We start from the raw sequence: 21,256 nt of genomic DNA, 5'->3' as shown, positions 1-21,256 counted from the left end.
GGGCGCTGTTTGCCGGCCGATGAAAAGGGCAGGCACCGGCCGACACGGACAGGAGGCACCGGATGCGGGCGTTGCGGCTGCGGGAGTGGAAGTCGGAACCGGAACTGGTCGAGGTCGCTGAGCCGACGCCCGGGCCGGGCCAGGTGGTGGTCCGGATCGGCGGAGCCGGCGCCTGCCACTCCGACCTGCACCTGATGGACGAGTTCGAGCCAGGCACCGTGCCCTGGAACCCGCCGTTCACCCTCGGCCACGAGAACGCGGGGTGGGTGCACGCCCTCGGCGACGGCGTGACCGGGCTGACGGTCGGGCAACCCGTCGCCGTCTTCGGCGCGTGGGGCTGCGGCACCTGCGCCCGCTGCCGGGTCGGCATCGACCCGTACTGCGAGAACCCGGCCGGCGCGCCGGTGCCGGGCGGGGGCGGCGGGCTCGGCCTGGACGGTGGAATGGCCGCGTACGAGTTGGTCCCGGACGCGCGGCACATCGTCCCGCTGCCGGCCGGGCTCGATCCGGTGGACGCCGCGCCGCTGACCGACGCCGGGCTCACCCCGTACCACGCCGTGCGGCGTTCCTGGCCCAAGCTGCCGCCGGGCAGCACGGCAGTCGTGATCGGGGTCGGTGGGCTGGGGCACGTCGGCGTGCAGATCCTCAAGGCCACCACGGCCGCCCGGGTGATCGCGGTGGACACCCGCGCCGACGCGCTGCGGCTGGCCGAGGAGTGCGGCGCCGACGGCACCGTGACCTCGGGCGAGACCGCCGCCGAGGAGATCCGCCAGGCTACCGGAGGTCGGGGCGCCGACGTGGTGCTGGACTTCGTTGGCGTGGACGCCACCCTGGCGCTCGGCGCGGCGGCGGCCCGCACCGTCGGCGACCTGACCATCGTGGGCATCGGCGGGGGCACCCTGCCGGTCTCGTACTTCTCCGTGCCGTACGAGGTGAGCATCGCGACCACCTACTGGGGCAGCCGCCCCGAGCTGGTCGAGGTGCTGGACCTGGCTGCCCGGGGTCTGGTCCGGCCGAAGACCACCACCTTCGCGCTGGACGACGCCCTCGACGCGTACCGCCAGATGCGCGACGGCACGCTGCAGGGCCGCGCCGTGATCGTGCCGTGAGCCGGCCGGTCAGGCGGCCCCGAGCAGGCCGCGGACGTACCCGGCCTGGCCGACGTGCTGCAGGTCGTCCTCGGCGACGCTGACCAGGCGGACGCCGAGGGTTACCGGCGGGTCCCACGCCTCGTCCACCACGCGGTCCAGGTCCGCCGGGCGCAGTCCGGCCAGGAACGGCGCGGTCCGCGCCGCGACCGCCTCGTAGTAGTCGATCAATGCCTGCGCGCTCTCCGGCCGCACCGCGGCGACCTGTGCGGGCGAGTGGGCATAGCCGGTGTCGTTCGGGTCGGCGGCCAGCCCGAACCGGCTCGCCCAGTCGCCGCTCGTCCAGACCTGGTCGGCGTCGAGCAGGTCGGCGACGTGGTCGTCCTGGATCCTGGTCAGGTGCCAGACCAGCCAGCCGATCGGGTTGGCACCAGGGCCGGGCGCCCAGCGCAGTTGCTCCGGGCTGAGGCCGTCGACCGCCGCGCGAACGAGGTCGGGCAGCCGGTCGTACGTCTCGGTCAGCAGGTCTTTCACGTCCACGGGCACGCCTCCTGGTCTGTTTCCGATCAGGTACCGCCGAAACCGGCGGCCAAACCTCGGCCGCTACGGTGATCAAGTGGTCGCGGCGTTGGAGCTGTATCTGGACCCGGACGCCACCCGGCGGATCCGGGTGCTCTGGGACGCTCTCGAAGCCGAGGGCGTGCAGAGCATGCGCTCGCTGCTGGAGCAGCGCCACCGCCCGCACGTCTCGCTCGCCGTGGCTCCCCGCTTCGACCCCGAGCAGGTCGCCGCGGCGCTGCGCGGCACGGTCGTGGCCGCCCCACTTCGGCTCGAATTCCAGCACACCGGTCAGTTCGTCGGCCGGGTGCTCTGGCTCGGCCCGACGCCCACCCCGGAGCTGCTGGCACACCACCGGCTGGTGCACGACCGGCTCGCCGCCGCCGGCATCACCCTGGTGGAGCACTACCAGCCGGGACGCTGGGTGCCGCACTGCACGCTCTCCATGCGGGTGCCGAACGCGCTGATGGCCGCCGCGGTGCGTCGCTGCCTGGAGGTGTTGCCGCTGGCCGCGACCGTGGTCGGCGCGGCGCTCACCGACCACGCCCGCAACATCGCCCACCCGCTGCCCTGAGGCGACCAGGGCACGACAGACGGGGCCCCGCGTGGAATGTCCGGTTTGGCGGGTCGCAGTCGGGAAACTGAAAACGAGGGGTGCTGACGAGGCCGGGCGTGGGATGGTTCGACATGGATGTCGTTCCGGTGGCCTCCCGCCTGCACGCGGCCGGCCCATCCGGTGGCGCGGGCGCACGCGGCGCTGCCCGGGACGGCTTCGACGAGGAGAGGCAGTGCCCATGCAGGCTCAGCGCAGGCCACCGCGGACGGAGCGGAGCCAGACCAGGGACGACCGGACCGGCGGCGGCATGACCGGGGCGGCCACGCCACTGACCATCTGGGCCGCTGCCGTGCTGCTCGGCCGGATCGGTGCCGGCGAGGACGACAGTGAGGACGAACGGCATATCCTGCGCGGCATCGAGTGACCCTCGGTCACACCGTCACAGCCATCCGCGCCGCTTGAAGATCAGGTAGAGGGTGCCGCAGACCAGCGCCATCAGCAGCAGCGCGAACAGGTAGCCGAAGCGCCACTGCAACTCGGGCATGTGGACGAAGTTCATCCCGTACACCGTCCCGATGAGCGTGGGTGCGAACAGGATCGCCGCCCAGGACGAGACCTTCTTCAGCTCCTCGTTCTGCGCGTAGCTGGCTGCGGTGAGGCTGCGCATCTCCTCGTTCTGCTGCTGCGAGACGAGGGTGGCGTTGACGGTGAGGATGTTCTGCAACAGGTGCCGGAAGCCGTCGACCCGTTCCACGACCTGCGTGAGGTGGTCGGTCACGTCGCGCAGATAGCGGCGTAGCTCCTCGTCGGTGCCGTAGCTGCCGGCGCCGGCCGCCAGCGCGTCGAGCACGTGGAGCAGCGGGCGGGCGGCCCGCTGGAACTGGATGACCTCGCGGCTGAGCCCGTAGATGCGCCGGCTGGCGTTCGGGTCGCCGCCGAAGACCTGGGTCTCGATCTCGTCGATGTCGTTCTCCAAGCCGGCCACCACCGGCGCGTAGCCGTCGACCACCTGGTCGAGGATCGCGTACAGGACGGCCTCCGGGCCTTGGGCGAGCATCTGCGCGTCGGCTTCCAGCCGCCGTCGCACGGCGGCCAGATCCGGTGCCTCGCCGTGCCGGACGGTGACGACGAAGCCGGGCCCGATGAACAGGTGCAGCTCGGAGAACTCGACCTCCTCCCGCAGGTCGTCGTAGCGGGCGGCGCGCAGCACCACGAAGAGGGTGTGCCCGTACCGCTCCAGCTTGGGCCGCTGGTGGGCGTTGATCGCATCCTCCACCGCCAGGTCGTGCAGCCGGAACTCCCGGGCCAGCGAGGTGATCTGGTCGATGTCGGGCCGGTACAACCCGATCCAGGCCATCGCCTCGTCCTGCTCCTGGAGGCAGCGGTACGTCTCGGCGAGCCCGGCCGGCGACGCGAAGCGGTGTCCCTGGATGTAGACGGCGCTGTCCACCAGACCGCCAGCACCTGGCTCGGCCGGCTGCTCGCGCGGCGGCTCGCTGCCGCGGATCTCGTGCTCGTCGAGCTGGCGGCCGAAGCCCTCGCCCCGGCGGAACCGACGGCCACCGACCATGACCCGCCCCCTCCCCGGACGCCTCAACCGGCGGCTGCCCGAACCGCCCGGGCAGTTCGGGCAGGGACGCCGGGAGGCGCTGCTTCCCCGGTGCCCGCGCGCCAAAACCCACCTACGCGCCGGTTGCCCGGCCGGGGCGGTTTCCGCGCACCGCCGGACGGGCGCGGGCCGGCTGGCGGATACTCGCGGTGACCACGGGCGGGATGACGGGGGAAGCGCCGATGGAGGTCGACAGGCGCGCCGGCCCGCGGACCCGCCGGCTGCGGGACTGGCTGCTCGGCGCCGATTCGGAGCGGCCTCGGCAGCAGGGCCCGCACGGCCGCCCGCCGGAGCGCCGGCACCACCCGTGGTGGAAGGTGATGTGCCTGACCGGTGTCGACTACTTCTCGACCCTGGGTTACCAGCCGGGCATCGCGGCACTGGCCGCCGGGGCGCTCTCGCCGGTGGCGACCCTGGTGCTGGTGCTGGTGACCCTGCTGGGCGCGCTGCCGATCTATCGGCGGGTGGCGGTGGAGAGCCCGCACGGTGAGGGCTCGATCGCGATGCTGGTACGCCTGCTGAGCTACTGGCCGGGCAAGCTCCTGGTGTTGGTGCTACTCGGTTTCGTGGCCACCGACTTCATCATCACCATCACCCTCTCCGCCGCCGACGCGACCGCACACATCGACGAGAACCCGTTCTGGCCCGAAGGGCTCAGTGGGCAGAGAGTCCTGCTCACGCTGCTGCTCGTGGCGCTGCTGGGCGCGGTGTTCCTCAAGGGATTCACCGAGGCCATCGGGATCGCCGTCGTCCTGGTCGCGGTCTATCTGGCGCTGAACACGGTGGTGATCGCCGCCGCGCTGTGGCAGGTGGTGACGCACCCCAGCGCGGTCGGGGACTGGACCACCGCGCTGACCACCGGCCACGGCGACCCGTGGATGGTGGTCGGGCTGTCCCTGCTGGTCTTCCCGAAGCTGGCGCTGGGCCTGTCCGGCTTCGAGACCGGGGTGGCGGTGATGCCGAGCGTGCGGGGCGACCCGCAGGACACGGAGGACCGGCCACTGGGCCGGATCCGCGGCACGCGCCGGCTGCTCACCACCGCCGCGACGATCATGAGCGTTTTCCTGATCACCAGCAGCGTGACCACTACCGTGCTGATCCCGCCCGAGGCGTTCGAGCCGGATGGGCCGGCGAACGGCCGGGCGCTGGCCTACCTGGCGCACGAGTACCTCGGCGAGGTGTTCGGCACGGCCTACGACCTGTCCACCATCGGGATCCTCTGGTTCGCGGGCGCCTCGGCGATGGCCGGCCTGCTCAACCTCGTACCCCGCTACCTGCCCCGCTACGGCATGGCACCGACCTGGGCCCGGGCGGTCCGGCCGCTGGTGCTGGTCTTCACCGCGGTGGCGTTCCTGATCACCGTGGTCTTCGAGGCCAGCGTGGACGCGCAGGGCGGCGCCTATGCCACCGGGGTTCTGGTGTTGATCACCTCGGCGGCGACGGCCGTGACCCTCGCGGCACGGCGCCGGCGCCAGCGCGGCCGCACGGTCGCCTTCGCCGTCATCACGGTGATCTTCGTCTACACCACCGCAGCGAACGTGGTGGAGCGCCCCGACGGCGTGAAGATCGCGGCCTGCTTCATCGGCGGGATCATCCTGGTCTCGCTGCTGTCACGGCTGAACCGCGCCTTCGAACTGCGGGTCCAACGGGTGGAGCTGGACCCCGAGGCGGCCCGGATGATCGACGAGTGCGCCGGGCGCCGGATCCGCCTGATCGCGCACGAGCCGGCCGGCCGAGACCCGGCGGAGTACCACGACAAGCTGGCCCAGACCGTCGCGGACAACGACTTCCCGGCCGACAGCGACGTGATCTTCGTCGAGGTGACGGTCACCGACCCGTCCGACTTCGAGACCGAGCTGCTGGTGCGCGGCAGCGTGGTGCACGACAACTACCTGGTGCTCAGCCTGGCCAGCTCCGCGGTGCCCAACGCGCTGGCCGCCCTGCTGCTGGAGATCCGCGACCGGATCGAGCGGCGCCCGCACATCTACTTCGAGTGGACCGAGGGCAACCCGGGTGGCAACCTCCTGCGCTACCTGGTCTTCGGGCAGGGCGAGATCGCCCCGGTCACCCGCGAGATCCTGCGCCGCCAGGAGCCCGACCGGAGCCGCCGGCCGCACGTGCACGCCGGTTGACCCGGCGGTCCGGTGGTCGTCGCGGAGGGTGAGCGTGGTCATAGCGGCTGGACGATCCGCCGGTTCCGGCTGCTAGCCTTTGGACAGGTCATGAGCGCCAGCGCGAAGCCCCGGCTCGCTGGCCGGCAACCCTCCTCCGCGGTGGGGTGCCCCGGGTGAAGACCAGGCACCGGCAAAGACGTCGGTGCAAGCGTGGCCTGGCGCCCAGGTCAGCACAGACCTGGGAGAACCCATGCGCATCCTCAGCACCGCCCCACCGACCGACACCGCGGATTCCCGCGCCGGTTGGCTTCCGCCGGCACTGACCCGGCGGCGGCACGTGGACATGATGCGGGTGTGCAGCGCCGCCTGTCGCTGCCGCGCCGCGCACTAGCGCACCCCTCTTTCCCGAACCCACCCCAGCGGTACGCCCATCGGGCGCACCGTCGGCGGCGCACGCCTGCGCACGCCGCTGCGCAACCTTCGGAGACACCCGTGCGAATTCTTCCTGCCCTGACCCGCGCCGCTGCCCTCGGCGCGGCCACGATCCTGGCCGCCACCGCGCTGACCGCCTGCGGCGACGACACGTCGTCCGACGCCACCGCCAACCCGTACGGCCTGTCGCAGCCGGGCGTGCTGCGCGCCGGCACGCTGACCGACGCCCCTCCGAACGTGTACCTCAAGGACGGCAAGTTCACCGGGTTCGACAACGACCTGCTGGCCGCGGTGGCCGGCAAGCTCGGCCTGAAGGTCGAGTTCGTCGGCACCGACTTCTCCGCGCTGCTCTCCCAGGTGAACAACCGCAAGTTCGACGTCGGCAGCTCCTCGATCACCATCACCGAGGCGCGGAAGAAGACGGTCGACTTCGGCAACGGCTACGACTTCGGCTACTTCGGCCTGGACGTCCCGGCCGGCTCGCCGATCACCAGCTTCGACCAGCTCGCCGGCAAGCGGGTCGTGGTGGTCCAGGGCACCGTCCAGGACGACTACGCCACCGGCAAGCAGCTCGACCCGGTCCGAGTGCCGGACTACAACGGCGCGATCAACCAGCTCAAGGCGGGCACCGCCGACGCGTGGATCGCCCCGGCGGAGATCGGCGAGAAGTCGGCCGCCGACAGCAACGGCAAGATCACCGTGGCGGCCAAGCAGCTCAGCCCGGCACCGACCGCGTACGCGGTCGCCAAGGGCAGCGACAAGCTCCGCGAGGCGCTGAACAAGGGCCTCGACGAGGTGATCGCGGACGGCACCTGGAGCCGGTTGCAGGCGCAGTACTACCCGGGCCGGCCAGTTCCGGAGGACTTCCGGCCGGGCAGCGGCACGGTGACCGTGCCGTCGGCGTCGGCGTCCGCGTCGACCGCGTCCTGAGGCATACCCGGTGACGAGCGAGCGGGGCGGTAGGAGAGGCGACCAATGGATCCGTTGAGCACCCTGTGGGAGACCTTCTTCGACTGGGACGCGATGCGCGAGGCGCTACCCGAGATGCTGACTGTCGGGTTGCCCAACACGCTGATCCTGGCGGTCTCCGCCGCCCTGCTCGGCTCGGTGCTGGGCCTGCTGCTGGCCGTCGCCGGCATCTCCCGTACCCGGTGGCTGCGCTGGCCGGCGCGGGTCTACACCGACGTGTTCCGGGGGCTGCCGGCCGCGGCGACGATCCTCCTGATCGGCGTCGGGCTGGCGCCGCTGGGCATGGAGGTCTGGGGACCCGACCCGTACCCGCTGGGCATCCTGGCGCTGTCGCTGATCGCGGCGGCGTACATCGGGGAGATCTTCCGCTCCGGCATCCAGTCGGTGGAGGCCGCCCAACTGGAGGGCGCCCGGGCGCTCGGCTTCTCCTGGGCCGACTCGATGCGGCTGGTGATCATTCCGCAGGGCATCCGGCGGGTGCTGCCCGCCTGGGTGAACCAGCTCATCGCACTGATCAAGGACTCCAGCCTGGTCTACTTCCTCGGACTGGTGGCCAGCCAGCGGGAGCTGTTCCGGATCGGGCAGGACTACGCGGCCACCACCGGCAACGAGTCCGCGCTGCTGCTGGCCGGGCTCTTCTACCTGGCGTTGACCGTGCCGCTGACGCACGTGGTCAACTGGATCGACCGGCGTCTGCGCCACGGCCGGCCGGCCACCGCGCCGTCCGACGAGGACGAGGACGACACCGAGTCGGCGCTGGCCGGCACGACCGAAGGGGACCGGCGATGACCACTGGCACGACCACCTCGGTCAGCCTCGACATAAGCGACGTGCACCTCGCCTTCGGACCGAACCGGGTGCTGCGCGGCGTCGACCTGGCCGTGCCACGCGGCGCGACGGCCTGCGTGATCGGCCCGTCCGGGTCGGGCAAGTCCACCCTGCTGCGGACGATCAACCGGCTGATCGAGCCGGACCGCGGCGACGTGCTGCTGGACGGGCGCAGCGTGCTGCGCGACGACCCGGACGCGCTGCGGCAGCGGGTGGGCATGGTCTTCCAACAGTTCAACCTCTTCCCGCACATGAGCGTGCTGCGCAACGTCACCCTGGCGCTGCGTCGGCTGCGCAAGCTCGACGAGGACGAGGCGGTGGCGGTCGCCAGGGCACAGCTGGAGCTGGTGGGGCTGGCCGGCAAGGCCGACTCACGGCCGGCGCAGCTCTCCGGCGGTCAGCAGCAGCGGGTGGCGATCGCCCGGGCGCTGGCGCTGCGGCCCGAGGTGATGCTCTTCGACGAGGCCACCTCGGCGCTCGATCCGGAGCTGGTCAAGGGGGTGCTCGGGGTGATGGCCGACCTGTCCGCCGGGGGCATGACCATGGTCGTGGTCACGCACGAGATGGGCTTCGCCCGGCAGGTCGCCGACACCGTTGCCTTCATGGACCGGGGCGTGGTGCTGGAGGCCGGCCCGCCGGAGGCGATCTTCGAGCGGGCCGAGCATCCACGGCTGCGCCGGTTCCTCGCTCAGGTGCTCTGAGCCCGCGCCGACGACGGCCCGCCCGACCTGGCCCCGATCGACGTCAGCCGGCCTGCCGCCGCAGGTGCGCGGCGAACGCCTGCAGATCGCCGAGCAGCACCAGGATGGCGTTGCGGTAGGCGACCGAGGCCCACAGGTGCAGCTCCTCGTCGTCCAACCCACCGAACGCCGCCGACAGGGCCTTGCGTCGGCGCCGGTCGAGCACCTTGTGCGGGCGGGTGAGCAGGTCGCCCTCCCGGCGCAGGGCCTGCAGGTACGCGGCCACCGCGTCCTGGTAGGGCCGGCCGGCGACCCGTACCAGCAGGGTGAACTCGAAGACGTTCAACGCCGCCTCGGACTCCCAGTACGCGCTGTCGCGCTCCGGCGCGCTCGCGTGGTGCCGGCCCATCGCGTGCCGGGCCTCGTACAGCAGCAGCACGCCCCGACCGGTGGTGCTCAGCGGCCGGCGGGGCGCCGGCAACCGCAGCGTACGCACCGGCGCCGCGCCGGTCAGGTCCACCGCACCGCCGTACGACGGCATCCGTTGCGCCCCGGTGCCCGGCTCCGGCACCAGGCACGCCCGCTCCTGGTAGGCCAACGGCGGACCCCCGGCGGGCAGGGTGCGCACCGCCGCCGTGTGCAACTCGGCCAGCGGGCGGTCGTCCGGGGCCCGGTCCGGCGCAAGGGTGAGGACGAGGCCGGCAGCGCCGGGCACCGGCACGCCCAGCATGCAGGAGTTGCGCAGGAACGCCCAGGTCGCCTCCGCCTCGCGGATCCCGCTCGCCACGGCCTGCGCGTCGGCCCGCCAGTCCCGGGCGATCTGCAGCCGCTGCTGAAGATCCGCAGTCGCGGCACCGTCGTGCGGGTACAGCTCCCGCACCGCCCGGGGCAGCGTCCCGAGGCGCAGGTCCAGCAGGTCGCCGCTCGGCGCGGGCACGGCGTGGGTCGCGCAGTCGGCCTCGGTATGCGGGTCGCCGGGCACCGCGTGGCAGTCACCGAGCCAACTCGTCCCGGGTTGCCGCACCGGCCGGGCGAACGCCAGGTGTGGCAGCCGACCGGTGCGTAACACCGTCTCGTACTGCGGCCGGGCGCGCATGGTCCGCAACACGTCCAGCGGCAGCACCGGCGCCAGCGTGAGCACCGCGGCCAGAATCGCGCAGTGTGGGCAGGCCGGGCCACCGGAATCGCGCACCCGATAGCGGCGCAGATGGTCGATGCCGGGCTGCTCCCACTGCACCCCGATCACGCCGTCGCCCTGCGCCATCAGATACAGGAACTCGGTGGCGCCGCGCTCGCGGGTGACCGAGGTCAGCTCGTCGAGGAACGCCCGTTCGGTGACCACCCGCAGGTCGGCCTCGGTCGCTCCGGTGGTCATGGGCACCCCCTCGCGAACCCAGCGCATCGACCGACGCCGACTCGTCCCACCGTACCCGGCGGCGGGGGGCCGGGTGCCCTCCACAGGGGCTGGCCACTGTCACCAATCCGTCGGTCGGCCCCGCGGAGGTGTGCGGCGGCAAGACCTCCGCTCCGTCGTCCCGCACGGCCGTCGGCACCCGAGGGTCAGGCCGGGCGAGGTCACTCGTTGGGCCCGCGACCCAGCAGCCGGATCTCCTCGTTGTCCAGCGCGGCCTGGAGGTCGCGCAGCACGAGGTCGTCGATCTCCCGGCTGTCGCGCAACCGGGTGACCTCCCGCCGCTTGTGTTCGAGGACGCCGAGGCGCAGGTCGCGTTCCAGGCGGCGTTCCTCGGACGTACCAACGCCCTCGCTGACGTCATCCAGGTGCCGTTGGTACTCGGATTGCAGCCGGCGTACCGCTTCCTCCCCGGCTCCGATCTCGGCGGCGACCTGCGGCAGCGCGGCCAAACCCACCTCGGTGGCCCGCTGTCGGGCCTGCCGCAACTCGTCGACGCGCTCGGGGTCGCCGACCAGCCCCGCCCAGCGCACCACCAGCGGCAGGGTGGTGCCCTGAACGAGCATGATCAGCACGATCACCAGCGCGGTGACAAAGATGATCAGGTCACGTTCGGCCACCGGTCGACCGGCGACCGTCGTCGCCGGGACCGCCAGGGCGGCGGCGAGCGAGACGGCACCCCGGAAGCCGGACCAGCCGGCGACGGTGCCCACCCGCCAACTGCCCTGCCCCTGGCTCATGCTCACTACTCGGCGGTCCAGCAACTTCACCGACTCCGCCGTCACGTAGACGAAGAGCAGCCGGGTGACGAGGACGACCACGGTGACCACCAGCACGATGACCAGCGCCCGCCCCGGCGAGGTGCTGGTGATGCCCTTCACCGCCCGGGGGATCTGCGTGCCGAGCAGGACGAACAGCCCGCCGTTGATCAGGAACGTGGACAGGTCCCAGAACGCGTACGCGAGCACCCGGGACCGAGCGCGGATCACCCGAGGGCCGGCGTAGGCCAGGACCAGGCCGGCGACCACCACCGCCAGCACGCCACTGGCGTGTACCGCGTCGGCGAGCAGGAACGCGGCGAACGGGGTCAGCACGCTCAACGCGCCCTCGCGCAGCGGATCGTCGAGCCGCTTGCGGATCAGCACCACACCGCCGCCGACCAGCAGCCCCGCGATCACTCCCCCGGCACTGGCCCCGAGGAACTCCCCGCCGATGCCGAGCGCGCCCGGCGCCGCGCTCCCGGCGAGCAGGCCCACGGTCACCGCGAAGAGCACCAGCGCGGTGCCGTCGTTGATCAGGCTTTCCGCGTGCAGGGTGGTGAGGAGCTTCCGGGGCAGCCGCTTGGCCAGCCCGGTGACCGCGGCGGCGTCGGTCGGCGCGAGGACCGCGCCGAGCACCCAGGCGGCGGCGGGGTTCACCCCGAACGCCTGCGCGGTCAGCGAGACCGTGACCATGGTGAGCACGACCAGCACCACGGCGAGCAGCCCGATCACCGGGAGGTTGGCCCGGATCTCGCGCAGGCTGATCGTGAGGCTCTCCCGGTAGAGGATCGCCGGGAGGAAGATCAGCAGCACCAGCTCCGGTTCAAGGGTGAGGTTGGACAGCGGTGGCGCCAGCCCGATCAGCACCCCGAACGCGATGAGCAGGACCGGTGGCGCGACGCTGTACCGGCCGCCGAGCGTGGTGCCGATCAGGACGGTGACGCCCAGCACCACGATCAGGACGAGCACCTCCACGGCGTACCCCCTCGATCCATGGCCGACGGTGGCCGCGCCGGTGGTTCCATCTGACCGCACCGTGCCGCCCGGTTCGGGGGGAAACCGGCAAGTCGCCGGGGCGGGGTGAGGCCACCGCCAGCGGTCAGGCGCGGGCGCGGGCGGTGACCGCCCGGGCGGCACGACGGTAACCGGCCGCCTCTTCGTCGCGGCCCAGGGCGGCGGCCAGGTCGGCGAGGTGTCCGGCCACCGGGCCGACGGTGAGCACCCCGCTGCCGGCGGCCAGTTCGTCGGCGGCCGGTCGGAGCTCGGCGGCGACGCGCTTCATCGTGGCCCGGTCGTCCAGGGCGAACGCCGCCCGGGCGGTGACGCAGAGCCGCGCCTCCCGCAGCAGGTCGTGCGGCCCGTCCGGGAGGACCCGCAGGGCCGCTCCGGCGGCGTCCCGGTCGCCGGCGGTGAGCAGCAGCAGCGGCCGGACCCACGGCTCGTGCGGGCCCCAGTCCATGCCCGCCCAGTCCTCGCCGTCGGGCCCGGGAATCGGCCGGTCGTCCCCGACGGCGTCAGCCAGGCGCAGGCCGAGCAGGGCGAGCGGGAGCAGCCCACGGGTCAGGCCCGGCATGCCGTCGGCGGGCAGCCGGTCGGCAGCCGCCCGGTACGCGTCCGCCGCCGCAGCCGACTCGCCGTCCAGCGCCAGGCGCAGCGCGGCGTACCAGCGGGTGAAGAGGCCGACCAGCGGTAGTTCGTACCGCTGGGCGAGGCGGTCGGCGGCGCGGGCGTGCAGGTCGGCGCCCGCCCGGTCGGCCAGCGCGCAGCAGGCCTGCACCCGGACGAGGTGGCCCAGCACCTCGAAGGTCACCAGTTGGTGCCGGGCGGCCACGTCGACCAGCTCGGCACCGATCCGGGCCCGCTCACCGGCCATTCCGACCCGGTGGAAGGCGTGCATGAAGCGGGCGTTGAGCGCGAACGCCAGCAGCCCGGGGTCTCCGATGGCGCGCGCGATGGACTCGGCTTCGTCCGCCGCCCGGCGACCACGGTCGGTGGTGGTGCCGCGCAGCTCCAGCGCGAGGGTGCTCAGCAGCCGGCTGCGCTGCGCCGAGTCCTGCACGCCGAGTGCGGCCAGGGCGTGCTCGGCGGCCCGGACGATCCGCCCGGAGAGGAGGTCGTCGTCGTTGCGGGTCCAGACGGCGGGTACGTCGAAGCCGGCCAGCACCTCCCCGATCAGCCGGGGGTCGCCGACGGCCTCCGCGTCGTCGATCGCCTCGGCTCGCCGCCGCCGCGCCTCGGCCAGCCGGCCCGTCACGGCCAGCGCGCGCCCCAGGCCGAGCACCGCGCTCAGCCGCTCGCGCCGGTCGGTCCCGCCGGAACGGTCGTACGCGTCGATCGCCTGCCCCCACAGGCGGGCCGCCTCATGCGGGTTACCGCCCCGTTCCGCCTGCTCGGCGGCGGTGCGGGCATAGACCGCGGCGCGGCCGGCAGCGACCGGCCCACCGGCGCGCAGCAGGTGGTGCGCGAGCGCGGCGGGGTCGGTGGGCTGCCGTTGTCGCAACGCCTCGGCGACGGCCATGTGCCAGGCCGCGCGGCGCGGCGCGGACAGGTCGGCGTAGAGCGTGTCGCGGACCAGGATGTGGGTGAAGCGCAGCCGGCCGTCGGGGTCCTGCTCGGTGAGGAAGCCGGCCCGCAACGCGCGGTCCACGGCGTCCAGCAGGGTCGTGGGGTCGTCGGCCAGCGTGCCGAGCACCTCGGGATCGACGTCCCGGCCGAGGACGGCTGCCTGCCGCAGCACGGTCCGGGTCGGCGCGGGTAGCTGCGCCAGCCGGTGCCGGATGACGTCGCGCACCCCCGGTGGCACCGCCGCCAGCGCCGCGCCACCCTCGGTGGCGTACAGCTGGGCCAGCTCCCGGACGAAGAACGGGTTGCCGCCGCTTCGGTGGTGGATCAGCCGCACGGTGGGCGGGTCCAGCTCCACCCCGGCGACGGTGCGTGCCAGCTCGCCGGTCGCCGGCTCGGGCAGGCCGGCGAGGTACTCCCGGACCGGCTCCAGCCCGGCCGCCCGGGCCAGGGTCGCGGTCAGCGCCGGGCTGATCTCGGTGGCCCGGTAGGTGCCGAGGAGCAGCACCGGCCCGGTGGCCGGCTGCGGACCGCTGAGCAGCGCGGTCAGCAGGTCCAGGGTGTCCCCGTCGGCGCGGTGCAGGTCGTCGAGGACCAGCAGCACGGGCCCCCGGTCGGCGACCGCCGAGACCAGCGACGCCACCGCGCGGTGCCGGCGGAAACGGGCCACGGCGGGATCGCCCGCGCCCTCGGTCCCGGCGGCCACAACGGAGTCGGACGGCCCGGCGAGCGCGTCGGTGATCTGCGTCCACGGCCAGGCGGCCGGGGCGCCCTCGTACTCCGGGCTGCGACCCCACGCTGTGGTCCAGCCCTCGGTGGCGAGCCGGCGGGTCAGCGTCTCGGCCAGCGCCGTCTTGCCGGCGCCCGGGTCCCCGCTGAGCAGGGCGAGGGTGGGTCGGACGTCCCGGGCGGCGGCCCCGGCGGCCCGCCGCAGCCGGTCCAGCTCCGCGTCACGGCCGACGAACGGTCGCTTCTCCGCCGGCGTCGGCCCGCCCGGTCCGACGGGTCCGGTCAGCTCCGGTGCGGTCAGGGTGGCGACCACCGCAGCGGCGGGCTCAACCGGCAGGGTGAGGTGTGGCGCCTGCGCGAGGATTTCGGCTTCCAGCCGCCGCAGCTCGGGCCCCGGGTCGACACCCAGCTCGGTCACCAGGACGTCCCGGGCCTGGCGCAGCGCGGCCAACGCCTCGCCCTGCCGTCCGGAGCGGTACCGGGCGATCGCGAGCAGCCGCCAGGCGTCCTCGCGGAGCGGGTGGCTGGCGAGGTGGGCCGGCAGGTCGGCGGCGGCCTCGTCCGGCCGGCCCAGCGCCAACAGCGCCTCCGCTCGACGCTCGACGGCGAGCAGCCGCAGCTCGTCCAGCCGGTTGATCTCCGCGACCGCCCAGACCTCGCCCGCGCAGTCGGCGTACGCGGGCCCGCGCCAGAGCCCGAGCGCCTCGTCCAGATCGGCCAGGGCCAGGGCGGGACGTCCCGCCGCCAGCAGCGGGCCCGCCTCGCCGACCGCCGCCTCGAACCGTTCGGCGTCCACCGCCTCCGGGGCGGCCCGCAGCACGTACCCCGGTGGCTCGGTGACCAGGAGCCGGGGCGGCTGCCGGGGCGGCCGGTCGGGCTCCAGTGCCCGGCGCAGGTCGGCGACGAAGGTCCGGATCGCGCCCACCGCGCCCTCCGGAGGGACCTCCCACAGGTCCTCGACCAGACGGTCCACCGGCACCACCCGGCCCCGGGCGATCAGCAGCCGGGCCAGCACCGAGCGCTGCCGGGGCCCCCTGAGCGGGACCGGGCCACGCCCGGCCGCGGCGGTCACCGGTCCCAGCACGCCGAAGGTCACCGCCACGGGTGCAGTCGGCTGCCTGGTCATGGCACCAATCTAGGCAGGTGCACGCGGCCCGCCGCAGCCGCCGGCACTGATCGGACGCTGACCGGCTGCTGATCACCGCCGAGCAGGCTCGACGACGTACGACGGCGACGGGCCACCACCCGCGCCGGCCCCGCTCACCAGGAAGGTGTTCCCCCGTGGATCCCAGAATCAACGGATTCGACTACCGACGCGTCACCGTCGCCGACGGCGTGACGCTCAACGTCGCCGTGGGCGGCTCCGGGCCCGCGATCGTGCTGCTGCACGGCTTTCCACAGACCCACCTCATGTGGCGGCACGTTGCGGCCGACCTGGCCGCCGACCACACGGTCATCTGCCCCGACCTGCGCGGCTACGGCGAGAGCGACAAGCCCGTCGACACCGACGGCAACGTGTACGCCAAACGCACCATGGGCGACGACATCGTGGCGCTGGCCGCCGCGCTCGGCCACGAGCGCTTCGCGCTGGCCGGGCACGACCGGGGTGCCCTGGTCGCGTTCCGCGCCGGCCTCGACCACCCGGAGGCGATCACCCAGCTCGCCATGCTCGACGTGCTGCCCACCCTGGACATGTGGGACGTGCTGCACGGCGCCAACGCCTCGGTCGCCTTCCACCTGTACCTGATGGCGCAGCCGCCCGGCCTGCCCGAGGAGCTGATCGCTGGCAGCCCGGACGCCTTCTTCGGCCACTTCCTGGACATCTGGACCCGCGATCCGGAGGCGTTGCCGGCGGACGTGCGGGCCGCGTATCTGAGCGCGTCCCGGGCCGCGGTCACCTCGATCGTCGCCGACTACCGGGCGTCCGCCGGTGTCGACGTCGCCCACGACACCGCCGACCGGGCAGCAGGTAACCAGCTGCGGATGCCGGTGACCGTGCTGCAACAGGACTGGGGCGCGGCGCTCGGCTACGACGCGGCCGGGGTGTGGCGGGCCTGGGCGCCGGATCTGGAGCACCGGACGGTCACCTGCGGGCACTTCATGGCGGAGGAGGCACCGGCCGAGGTGGTCCGGGCACTGCGCGCCCTGCTCGCCCGCTAACCGATCCAACGGGCCGGCCGCCACGTCACGGCAAGTAAGATTTCCGACACTCATCGCCACTGAACGCCATGGCGGCCGGCCCACCGACCCCTTCTCCCGGCCCGCAGCGCACAAGCCGGGCCTCCGCCCCCCGAAATGGACCCTGACCTGCGGATATGTGACGTGACACCAGGTGGACGCCAAGCAGTCACCGGTGATACACAGGCAGTAACCGGCCAGCCAACGGCGGCGAGTCGCTCATCTCCTCGACCACCGACCGTCCACACCCCGACCCAGGGCTTGCCACGCGGACCGCAGGGGCCGATCACGGCCCACCACGGCACCGCCCACCGGCCGTCGGCGGCTGACGATGGTCCTCGACCAGGGAGTTGCCGTGGGACATCTGCGCATCCGGTCCCGGCACCAGCCGTTCGAGGTGGCCGCCCTGGCCATGGCCCCCATCTGCGGTGTCCTCATGCTGCTGCTCGGCGTCCGACCCACGTCGGTCCAGATGTCCATGCCGTTGCCGATCCAGTTCGGCTGGGAGATCGGTCTGGTCCTGGTCGGTGTGGGCGGCATGCTGGGCATCCTGTGGCCCGGCCGGCTCGCCACCGGGCTCGGCATCGAGCTCGCGTCGGTCCTGGTGTTCGGCACCATCAGCGGCATGTACACGATGGCGCTGCTGGTCGTGTCGGGCCGACAGGCCACCGCGGCAGCGTCGTTCATCACCGCGCTCGCGGTCGGGTCCCTGTGGCGCGCCGCCCAGATCGCCATCGACCTGCGCCGGCTGGCCCGGGCCAGCCAGTGCATAGGCGACGCACCGGTAGAAGGCGGTGTCACGTGATCTCCACACCGGCGCCCGCCGCACCCCCGTGGCTGCAGGTGGCGCTCAGCGTATTCGGCATCCTCGGCGGCACCACCGGCCTGGCCGCCATCGCCACCGTCGTGGTGCAACGCGGCAAGTTCAAGGCCGACGCCGCCGACACCCTCACCGAGGCCGCCATCACCCTGGTACAACCGCTGCAGAGCCGGATCACCGAGTTGGAGGAAGAGGCGCTGAGCGCCCGATCGGAGCTGGGGGTGCTGCGCGAACAGGTCAACCAGCTGCAGTTCGTGGTCCGGGTGCTCACTCGGACCCTCGACCGGTGGCGTGCCGCGATCCGCTCGCCCGACGCCACCCTGCGCAAGGTCCGTGCGGTGGTCGCGGAGTCCGAACGGCTGCCGGAGGACCGGTGACGAACGGCTCCCGACGACCCTGATCCGTCGACCGTTCAGGTACGGCCCTGGTCGCGTAGCCGTCCGGCGAGCTCGCGCACCGCCGCCCGGAACTCGGGATCGGACTCGCCCGGCTGGTGTCCCCGCAGCAGCGGCGGCTGACGGTCCCCCGACGGCGGCACCACGTCCCGCGGGTCCCGCAGCCGCCGGTCGACCCGCGCGGCGGGGTCGGTGGTGTCCGGAGGCGGATCGCCGGGCCGGTGCGCCGCGAAGATCCAGCCGCCGACCGGATCGGTGTCCCGCCACAGGTTCAGCCACCGCCACCCGATCCGCTTCCCCACCTCGCGGAGCACCTCGTCGTTCAGGTACGCCGGGAACAGCCGGGCGTACAGGCGGCCCAGCGGGGACCCGTAGGTGAGCAGCGCGACCCGTTGGCGCACCTCCGGGGGCAGCCGCAGCACCGCGAGGGCCAGCAGCGCAGAGCCGTGGCTGTGCCCGCAGAGCAGCACCCCGGCGTGTCGCTCGGCGAGCTGGGTGATCCGGTCGGCCAATTCCGGCACCGCGCGGTCTGCGTAGCTCGGGGGTGCGAACGGGTGGGCGGCCCGGGGCCAGAAGGTACCCAGGTCCCACAGGATCCCCACGTGCCGGCGGAACCACGCCGTCCGGTAGGCGAGGACCCCACCCAACAGCAGGGCGAGCACCACGCCGGCGGTGAGGTAGCTGCCCACGGCGAGGCCGACACCGACGGCCCCAGCCGGCAGCCCGAAAAGACGCCGCGCCAACTGGTCCGGTTCGAGCCCGAACAGGCCCAGCAGGCTCGTGGTCAGGCCGATCGCCGCCAGCGCCGCGTACGTCACGGCGAGCCTTCCCAGCCACTCGGTGAACCGCGCCTGGGCGATGGCCTTCGTCACCCGCCGCAGCTGCCCGGCGGCTCCCGGCGGGGGCACCGGGAAGTCCCGGGCGGTGATCGCCGCCGCGGCCCGCCACCGGCGGCGCCGCGAGGTGAGGGTCAACGCGCCGCACAGCACCACCGCCGCGGCCACGTGGAGGAAGAATGCCAGGATCGTCCACCGGTACGACAGCGGCGGCCCACCGTCGCCGCGGTAGCCGCCGAGCAGGTGCCCGGTCTGGTAGACCAGATCGGAGGCGAACGCGCCGGCCAGGCCGACCGCGATAGCCGCGATGACCGCCGCGCCCAGCCCACGCGCCAGCGGGGATTGGCGGTCCCCCCGGCCGTGGTGCCACAGCACCAGCCCGCTGAGCACTACCAGCAGCGTCATCTGGCCTAGCTTCGCCCAGCCGGCGATCTGGTCGTAGCCCGGCAGCCCGGCCGACGACTGCCAGTCGCGCCCGTCCAGGGCGACGGCGGCGAAGGTGGCCGCGCTCAGGCCGTACGCCAACGCCCGTAAGGTACCGGCGGTCCGGGTGGCCGCCCGCGCGGTCGACGCCCCGTCCAGCAGCCCGGGGGCGGCGAGCAGGCCGACGCAGGCCAGCAGCACCGCTCCGCTGAGCGCCAGCAGCACGGTCGTCCACGCCGTCCGGCCGCCGGTGGAACGGGCCGCGAGCAACACCACGTCGAGCACGGCGAGCGCGGCGGCCACGTGGATCGCCCGCAGCCGCCCCACCAGCGGCTCGACGGCCCACAGCGGGTTGCCGGACGGACGGGATCGGCGGGTTCCGAGCAGGCGGAGGAAGGCGACGGCGGCGACCGGGAGCAGAGCCAGCACCGCCAGTCGCTGCCCCACCTGCCGGCCGTTGAGCTCGGTCATCGTGGTGAAGGGTGCCGGACACTGGGCGACCTCGAGACACCGCCAGGCGAGCAGGTCGAGCGCGACCCCGGCGATCGACAGCACGTACACCACGGTGAGGTTGAGCGCGAGGAGCCGGCACAGCACGGAAACACCGGGACCGCTCCGCCGGTCGACCGGTCGCATCCAGACCGCCACGTTGCTGAGCATGAACGGCAGCAGGAAGACCAGGGACAGCGTCCGGGCCACGGTGCCCGAGGGCAGGTCGCCCCACCGGTACGCCTCCAGCGTCACCCCGTCCGGGTCGGCGGCGTCGTCCGGCCGCTCGGGCACCGGACGGTGGAAGCCGCCACTGCGGTCGCCGGCGACCTGCTGGACGTCCGCCCGGTCGAGGACACGCTCCGGTCGCGCCCCGGACACGCCGTGCACGCGCAACTCCACGATGTCGTACCGCCCCGGCCCGTCGCGGTGGCGCGGCGACTCCGGTTGACTACCCATGCCGCCGCCGTTCAACGGCCACGCCCGCGTGGGCCGATCGGCGCCAGCGACTCCGGTCCAGCAGATCCTCGGCCGCGATCACCATCAGAAGCAGGACGGTGACGATCGCGCCGGCACCGAGCAGTGGCAGCTCCACGCTCGCGAAGCCGCCCACCACGATCATCGGCACCACGATCAGCCGGGGCCAGGACAGGCTGCCGTCGACCACCACCGAGAGCAGGATCCGCCCGAGCAGGAACAGCACCGGACCCGTGACGGCCACGGCCAGTGCGGCCGGCTCGCGCGACCTCGGGTCGGTGATCGCCAACTCCATGCCGACCGACGTGGCCAGGACCCCGGCGATCATGACGAGGTGCAGGTAGCCGGCGAGCAGCGCGAGCCGGCTACCGGGCGGACCGGCCGCTTCGATGGCGGCGCCCAGCCGCCCGCCGGCGGGCACCAGATAGAGCCGGGCGAGGGCCACCGCGGTCAGGAACGCCCCGGCGAACGCCAGGGTGCGCTGCCAGTCGAAGCCGGAGTCGCCGTACGCGAGGCCGGACATCAGGATCAGCTCACCCAACGCGATGATGAAGATCTGCTGGTAGCGCTCCGAGAGATGTTCGCCGTTCACCTGGAGGTCCGGCCAGGAGCTGCGGCCGAGCCGCGGCGTCGGCCAGCCCAGGCGCGCCAGGACGTACTCCAGGACCAGGGCGAGGGTCCACAGCACCTCCCGGGCCGAGGCGACGGCCGCCCCGACCACCCACAGCACGCCGGAGGCGGCGAACCAGATCGCCACCCGGGCGGTACGCAGCTGCAGCGGGTGCCCCCGCAGGGCGGGGATCAGCAGGGCGGCCCGGCCCAGGTGGATGGCCACGTACGCGACGGCGAACACCATGGCGTGCCTGCCGAACGCGGTGGGCACGACGGCGGCCATCAGCAGCCCGCCGAACATCACCCAGAGCAGCAGGGCGACGATCAGCGGGGTACGCGGGTCGAACCAGTCCGCCGACCAGGCGGTCACGAACCACACCCACCAGATCGCGGCCAGCAGCAGGAGCACCTGGAAGGCGACGTGGAGGCTGAGGTCGTTGAGCAGTGCCCGGGACAGCCGGGTCAGCGCGAAGATGAAGGCCAGGTCGAAGAAGAGTTCCAGGAACGACGCCCGGCGCGGGTCTTCCCGCCGCTGCAGCAGCCGCCCGGGAAGCCCGTTCGCCATCGCCATCCTTCCCGGCCCCCGATGCCACCGCCGTCCCAGTCGTACCACCCGAAGGGCGGTGGCTGGGCGGGTTCAGCCGGGTCCGGGCGGATCACGGTCGCCGAGGCGGACGAGCCCCTGGTGGCGCGGTACCCCGGACCGCGGCGACACCGGCTGGCGATCGG

At 73.5% G+C, this 21,256-nt stretch carries 18 protein-coding genes and 1 riboswitch; of the genes, 11 read left to right on the top strand and 7 right to left on the bottom strand.

The window, feature by feature from the left end:
• The first annotated feature begins 62 nt into the window (after nucleotides 1-62).
• On the top strand, nucleotides 63-1,109 hold the full coding sequence (locus tag OG470_RS17400) for an NAD(P)-dependent alcohol dehydrogenase (RefSeq protein ID WP_328425570.1): 1,047 nt from the start codon (nucleotides 63-65) through the stop codon (nucleotides 1,107-1,109).
• A 9-nt stretch (nucleotides 1,110-1,118) separates the two neighbouring features.
• Here OG470_RS17400 and OG470_RS17395 read toward each other — a convergent pair whose 3' ends face one another.
• On the bottom strand, nucleotides 1,119-1,628 hold the full coding sequence (locus OG470_RS17395; protein WP_328425568.1) for a mycothiol transferase: 510 nt from the start codon (nucleotides 1,626-1,628) through the stop codon (nucleotides 1,119-1,121).
• A gap of 76 nt (nucleotides 1,629-1,704) precedes the next feature.
• On the opposite strand from OG470_RS17395, the gene OG470_RS17390 reads away from it, so the two are divergent.
• A complete protein-coding gene (locus OG470_RS17390; protein ID WP_328425566.1) occupies nucleotides 1,705-2,220 on the top strand; it encodes a 2'-5' RNA ligase family protein in 516 nt (171 codons plus the stop codon).
• Nucleotides 2,221-2,434: 214 nt separating this feature from the next.
• Entirely contained in the window at nucleotides 2,435-2,626 is a 192-nt protein-coding gene (locus OG470_RS17385; protein WP_328425564.1) for a hypothetical protein, read from the top strand.
• A 15-nt stretch (nucleotides 2,627-2,641) separates the two neighbouring features.
• Here the strand turns inward: OG470_RS17385 and corA are convergent, their stop codons facing one another.
• On the bottom strand, nucleotides 2,642-3,772 hold the full coding sequence (gene corA / locus OG470_RS17380; RefSeq protein ID WP_328425562.1) for a magnesium/cobalt transporter CorA: 1,131 nt from the start codon (nucleotides 3,770-3,772) through the stop codon (nucleotides 2,642-2,644).
• 221 nt (nucleotides 3,773-3,993) lie between these two features.
• On the opposite strand from corA, the gene OG470_RS17375 reads away from it, so the two are divergent.
• From OG470_RS17375 to OG470_RS17355, 5 genes are all read left to right on the top strand, one after another.
• Complete coding sequence (locus tag OG470_RS17375; RefSeq protein ID WP_328425560.1) at nucleotides 3,994-5,943, top strand: amino acid transporter; 1,950 nt, start codon at nucleotides 3,994-3,996, stop codon at nucleotides 5,941-5,943.
• 86 nt (nucleotides 5,944-6,029) lie between these two features.
• Nucleotides 6,030-6,142: riboswitch (SAM riboswitch) on the top strand.
• Nucleotides 6,143-6,175: 33 nt separating this feature from the next.
• On the top strand, nucleotides 6,176-6,316 hold the full coding sequence (locus OG470_RS17370; protein WP_328425557.1) for a hypothetical protein: 141 nt from the start codon (nucleotides 6,176-6,178) through the stop codon (nucleotides 6,314-6,316).
• Nucleotides 6,317-6,417: 101 nt separating this feature from the next.
• Entirely contained in the window at nucleotides 6,418-7,287 is an 870-nt protein-coding gene (locus tag OG470_RS17365) for an ABC transporter substrate-binding protein (RefSeq protein ID WP_328425555.1), read from the top strand.
• Nucleotides 7,288-7,332: 45 nt separating this feature from the next.
• Entirely contained in the window at nucleotides 7,333-8,115 is a 783-nt protein-coding gene (locus OG470_RS17360) for an amino acid ABC transporter permease (RefSeq protein ID WP_328425553.1), read from the top strand.
• Nucleotides 8,112-8,855 carry an amino acid ABC transporter ATP-binding protein gene (locus OG470_RS17355; protein WP_328425551.1) on the top strand — a complete coding sequence of 248 codons (744 nt, stop codon included), beginning with the start codon at nucleotides 8,112-8,114 and terminating at the stop codon, nucleotides 8,853-8,855. The genes OG470_RS17360 and OG470_RS17355 overlap by 4 nt, the downstream gene beginning before the upstream one ends.
• Before the next feature lie 43 nt (nucleotides 8,856-8,898).
• On the opposite strand, the gene OG470_RS17350 is transcribed toward OG470_RS17355, so the two are convergent.
• From OG470_RS17350 to OG470_RS17340, 3 genes are all read right to left on the bottom strand, one after another.
• Nucleotides 8,899-10,209 (bottom strand): hypothetical protein, encoded by a 1,311-nt coding sequence (locus OG470_RS17350; protein ID WP_328425549.1) that lies wholly within the window; start codon nucleotides 10,207-10,209, stop codon nucleotides 8,899-8,901.
• Between the two features lie 200 nt (nucleotides 10,210-10,409).
• The gene (locus OG470_RS17345; protein ID WP_328425547.1) at nucleotides 10,410-11,981 is read right to left on the bottom strand and encodes a Na+/H+ antiporter; all 1,572 of its coding nucleotides are present in this window, start codon (nucleotides 11,979-11,981) and stop codon (nucleotides 10,410-10,412) included.
• 124 nt (nucleotides 11,982-12,105) lie between these two features.
• Nucleotides 12,106-15,423 carry a BTAD domain-containing putative transcriptional regulator gene (locus tag OG470_RS17340; RefSeq protein ID WP_328425545.1) on the bottom strand — a complete coding sequence of 1,106 codons (3,318 nt, stop codon included), beginning with the start codon at nucleotides 15,421-15,423 and terminating at the stop codon, nucleotides 12,106-12,108.
• A 155-nt stretch (nucleotides 15,424-15,578) separates the two neighbouring features.
• On the opposite strand from OG470_RS17340, the gene OG470_RS17335 reads away from it, so the two are divergent.
• The 3 genes from OG470_RS17335 to OG470_RS17325 all read left to right on the top strand — a co-directional run bounded on the left by OG470_RS17335 (nucleotide 15,579) and on the right by OG470_RS17325 (nucleotide 17,672).
• Nucleotides 15,579-16,457 carry an alpha/beta fold hydrolase gene (locus tag OG470_RS17335; RefSeq protein WP_328425543.1) on the top strand — a complete coding sequence of 293 codons (879 nt, stop codon included), beginning with the start codon at nucleotides 15,579-15,581 and terminating at the stop codon, nucleotides 16,455-16,457.
• A gap of 373 nt (nucleotides 16,458-16,830) precedes the next feature.
• Nucleotides 16,831-17,280: a hypothetical protein gene (locus OG470_RS17330; protein ID WP_328425541.1), complete on the top strand. Its 450-nt coding sequence runs from the start codon at nucleotides 16,831-16,833 to the stop codon at nucleotides 17,278-17,280.
• The gene (locus tag OG470_RS17325) at nucleotides 17,277-17,672 is read left to right on the top strand and encodes a hypothetical protein (protein ID WP_328425539.1); all 396 of its coding nucleotides are present in this window, start codon (nucleotides 17,277-17,279) and stop codon (nucleotides 17,670-17,672) included. Before OG470_RS17330 ends, OG470_RS17325 begins: the two co-directional genes overlap by 4 nt.
• A 35-nt stretch (nucleotides 17,673-17,707) precedes the next feature.
• On the opposite strand, the gene OG470_RS17320 is transcribed toward OG470_RS17325, so the two are convergent.
• Together OG470_RS17320 and OG470_RS17315 are read right to left on the bottom strand one after the other, a co-directional pair.
• Nucleotides 17,708-19,897 carry a hypothetical protein gene (locus OG470_RS17320; protein ID WP_328425537.1) on the bottom strand — a complete coding sequence of 730 codons (2,190 nt, stop codon included), beginning with the start codon at nucleotides 19,895-19,897 and terminating at the stop codon, nucleotides 17,708-17,710.
• Complete coding sequence (locus OG470_RS17315) at nucleotides 19,890-21,092, bottom strand: low temperature requirement protein A (RefSeq protein WP_328425535.1); 1,203 nt, start codon at nucleotides 21,090-21,092, stop codon at nucleotides 19,890-19,892. Before OG470_RS17315 ends, OG470_RS17320 begins: the two co-directional genes overlap by 8 nt.
• Between the last annotated feature and the right edge of the window lie 164 nt (nucleotides 21,093-21,256).

This window comes from Micromonospora sp. NBC_00389 (assembly GCF_036059255.1).
Lineage (GTDB): Bacteria > Actinomycetota > Actinomycetes > Mycobacteriales > Micromonosporaceae > Micromonospora.
This window is presented reverse-complemented; position numbering and strand designations above follow the sequence as displayed.

What these genes read in the sequence shown, in the direction of transcription:
- OG470_RS17400 (WP_328425570.1), top strand. Translation starts at nt 63, where the DNA reads ATGCGGGCGTTGCGGCTGCGGGAGTGGAAGTCGGAACCGGAACTGGTC.
- corA (WP_328425562.1), bottom strand. Translation starts at nt 3,772, where the DNA reads ATGGTCGGTGGCCGTCGGTTCCGCCGGGGCGAGGGCTTCGGCCGCCAG.
- OG470_RS17375 (WP_328425560.1), top strand. Translation starts at nt 3,994, where the DNA reads ATGGAGGTCGACAGGCGCGCCGGCCCGCGGACCCGCCGGCTGCGGGAC.
- OG470_RS17370 (WP_328425557.1), top strand. Translation starts at nt 6,176, where the DNA reads ATGCGCATCCTCAGCACCGCCCCACCGACCGACACCGCGGATTCCCGC.
- OG470_RS17360 (WP_328425553.1), top strand. Translation starts at nt 7,333, where the DNA reads ATGGATCCGTTGAGCACCCTGTGGGAGACCTTCTTCGACTGGGACGCG.
- OG470_RS17355 (WP_328425551.1), top strand. Translation starts at nt 8,112, where the DNA reads ATGACCACTGGCACGACCACCTCGGTCAGCCTCGACATAAGCGACGTG.
- OG470_RS17350 (WP_328425549.1), bottom strand. Translation starts at nt 10,209, where the DNA reads ATGACCACCGGAGCGACCGAGGCCGACCTGCGGGTGGTCACCGAACGG.
- OG470_RS17340 (WP_328425545.1), bottom strand. Translation starts at nt 15,423, where the DNA reads ATGACCAGGCAGCCGACTGCACCCGTGGCGGTGACCTTCGGCGTGCTG.
- OG470_RS17320 (WP_328425537.1), bottom strand. Translation starts at nt 19,897, where the DNA reads ATGGGTAGTCAACCGGAGTCGCCGCGCCACCGCGACGGGCCGGGGCGG.
- OG470_RS17315 (WP_328425535.1), bottom strand. Translation starts at nt 21,092, where the DNA reads ATGGCGAACGGGCTTCCCGGGCGGCTGCTGCAGCGGCGGGAAGACCCG.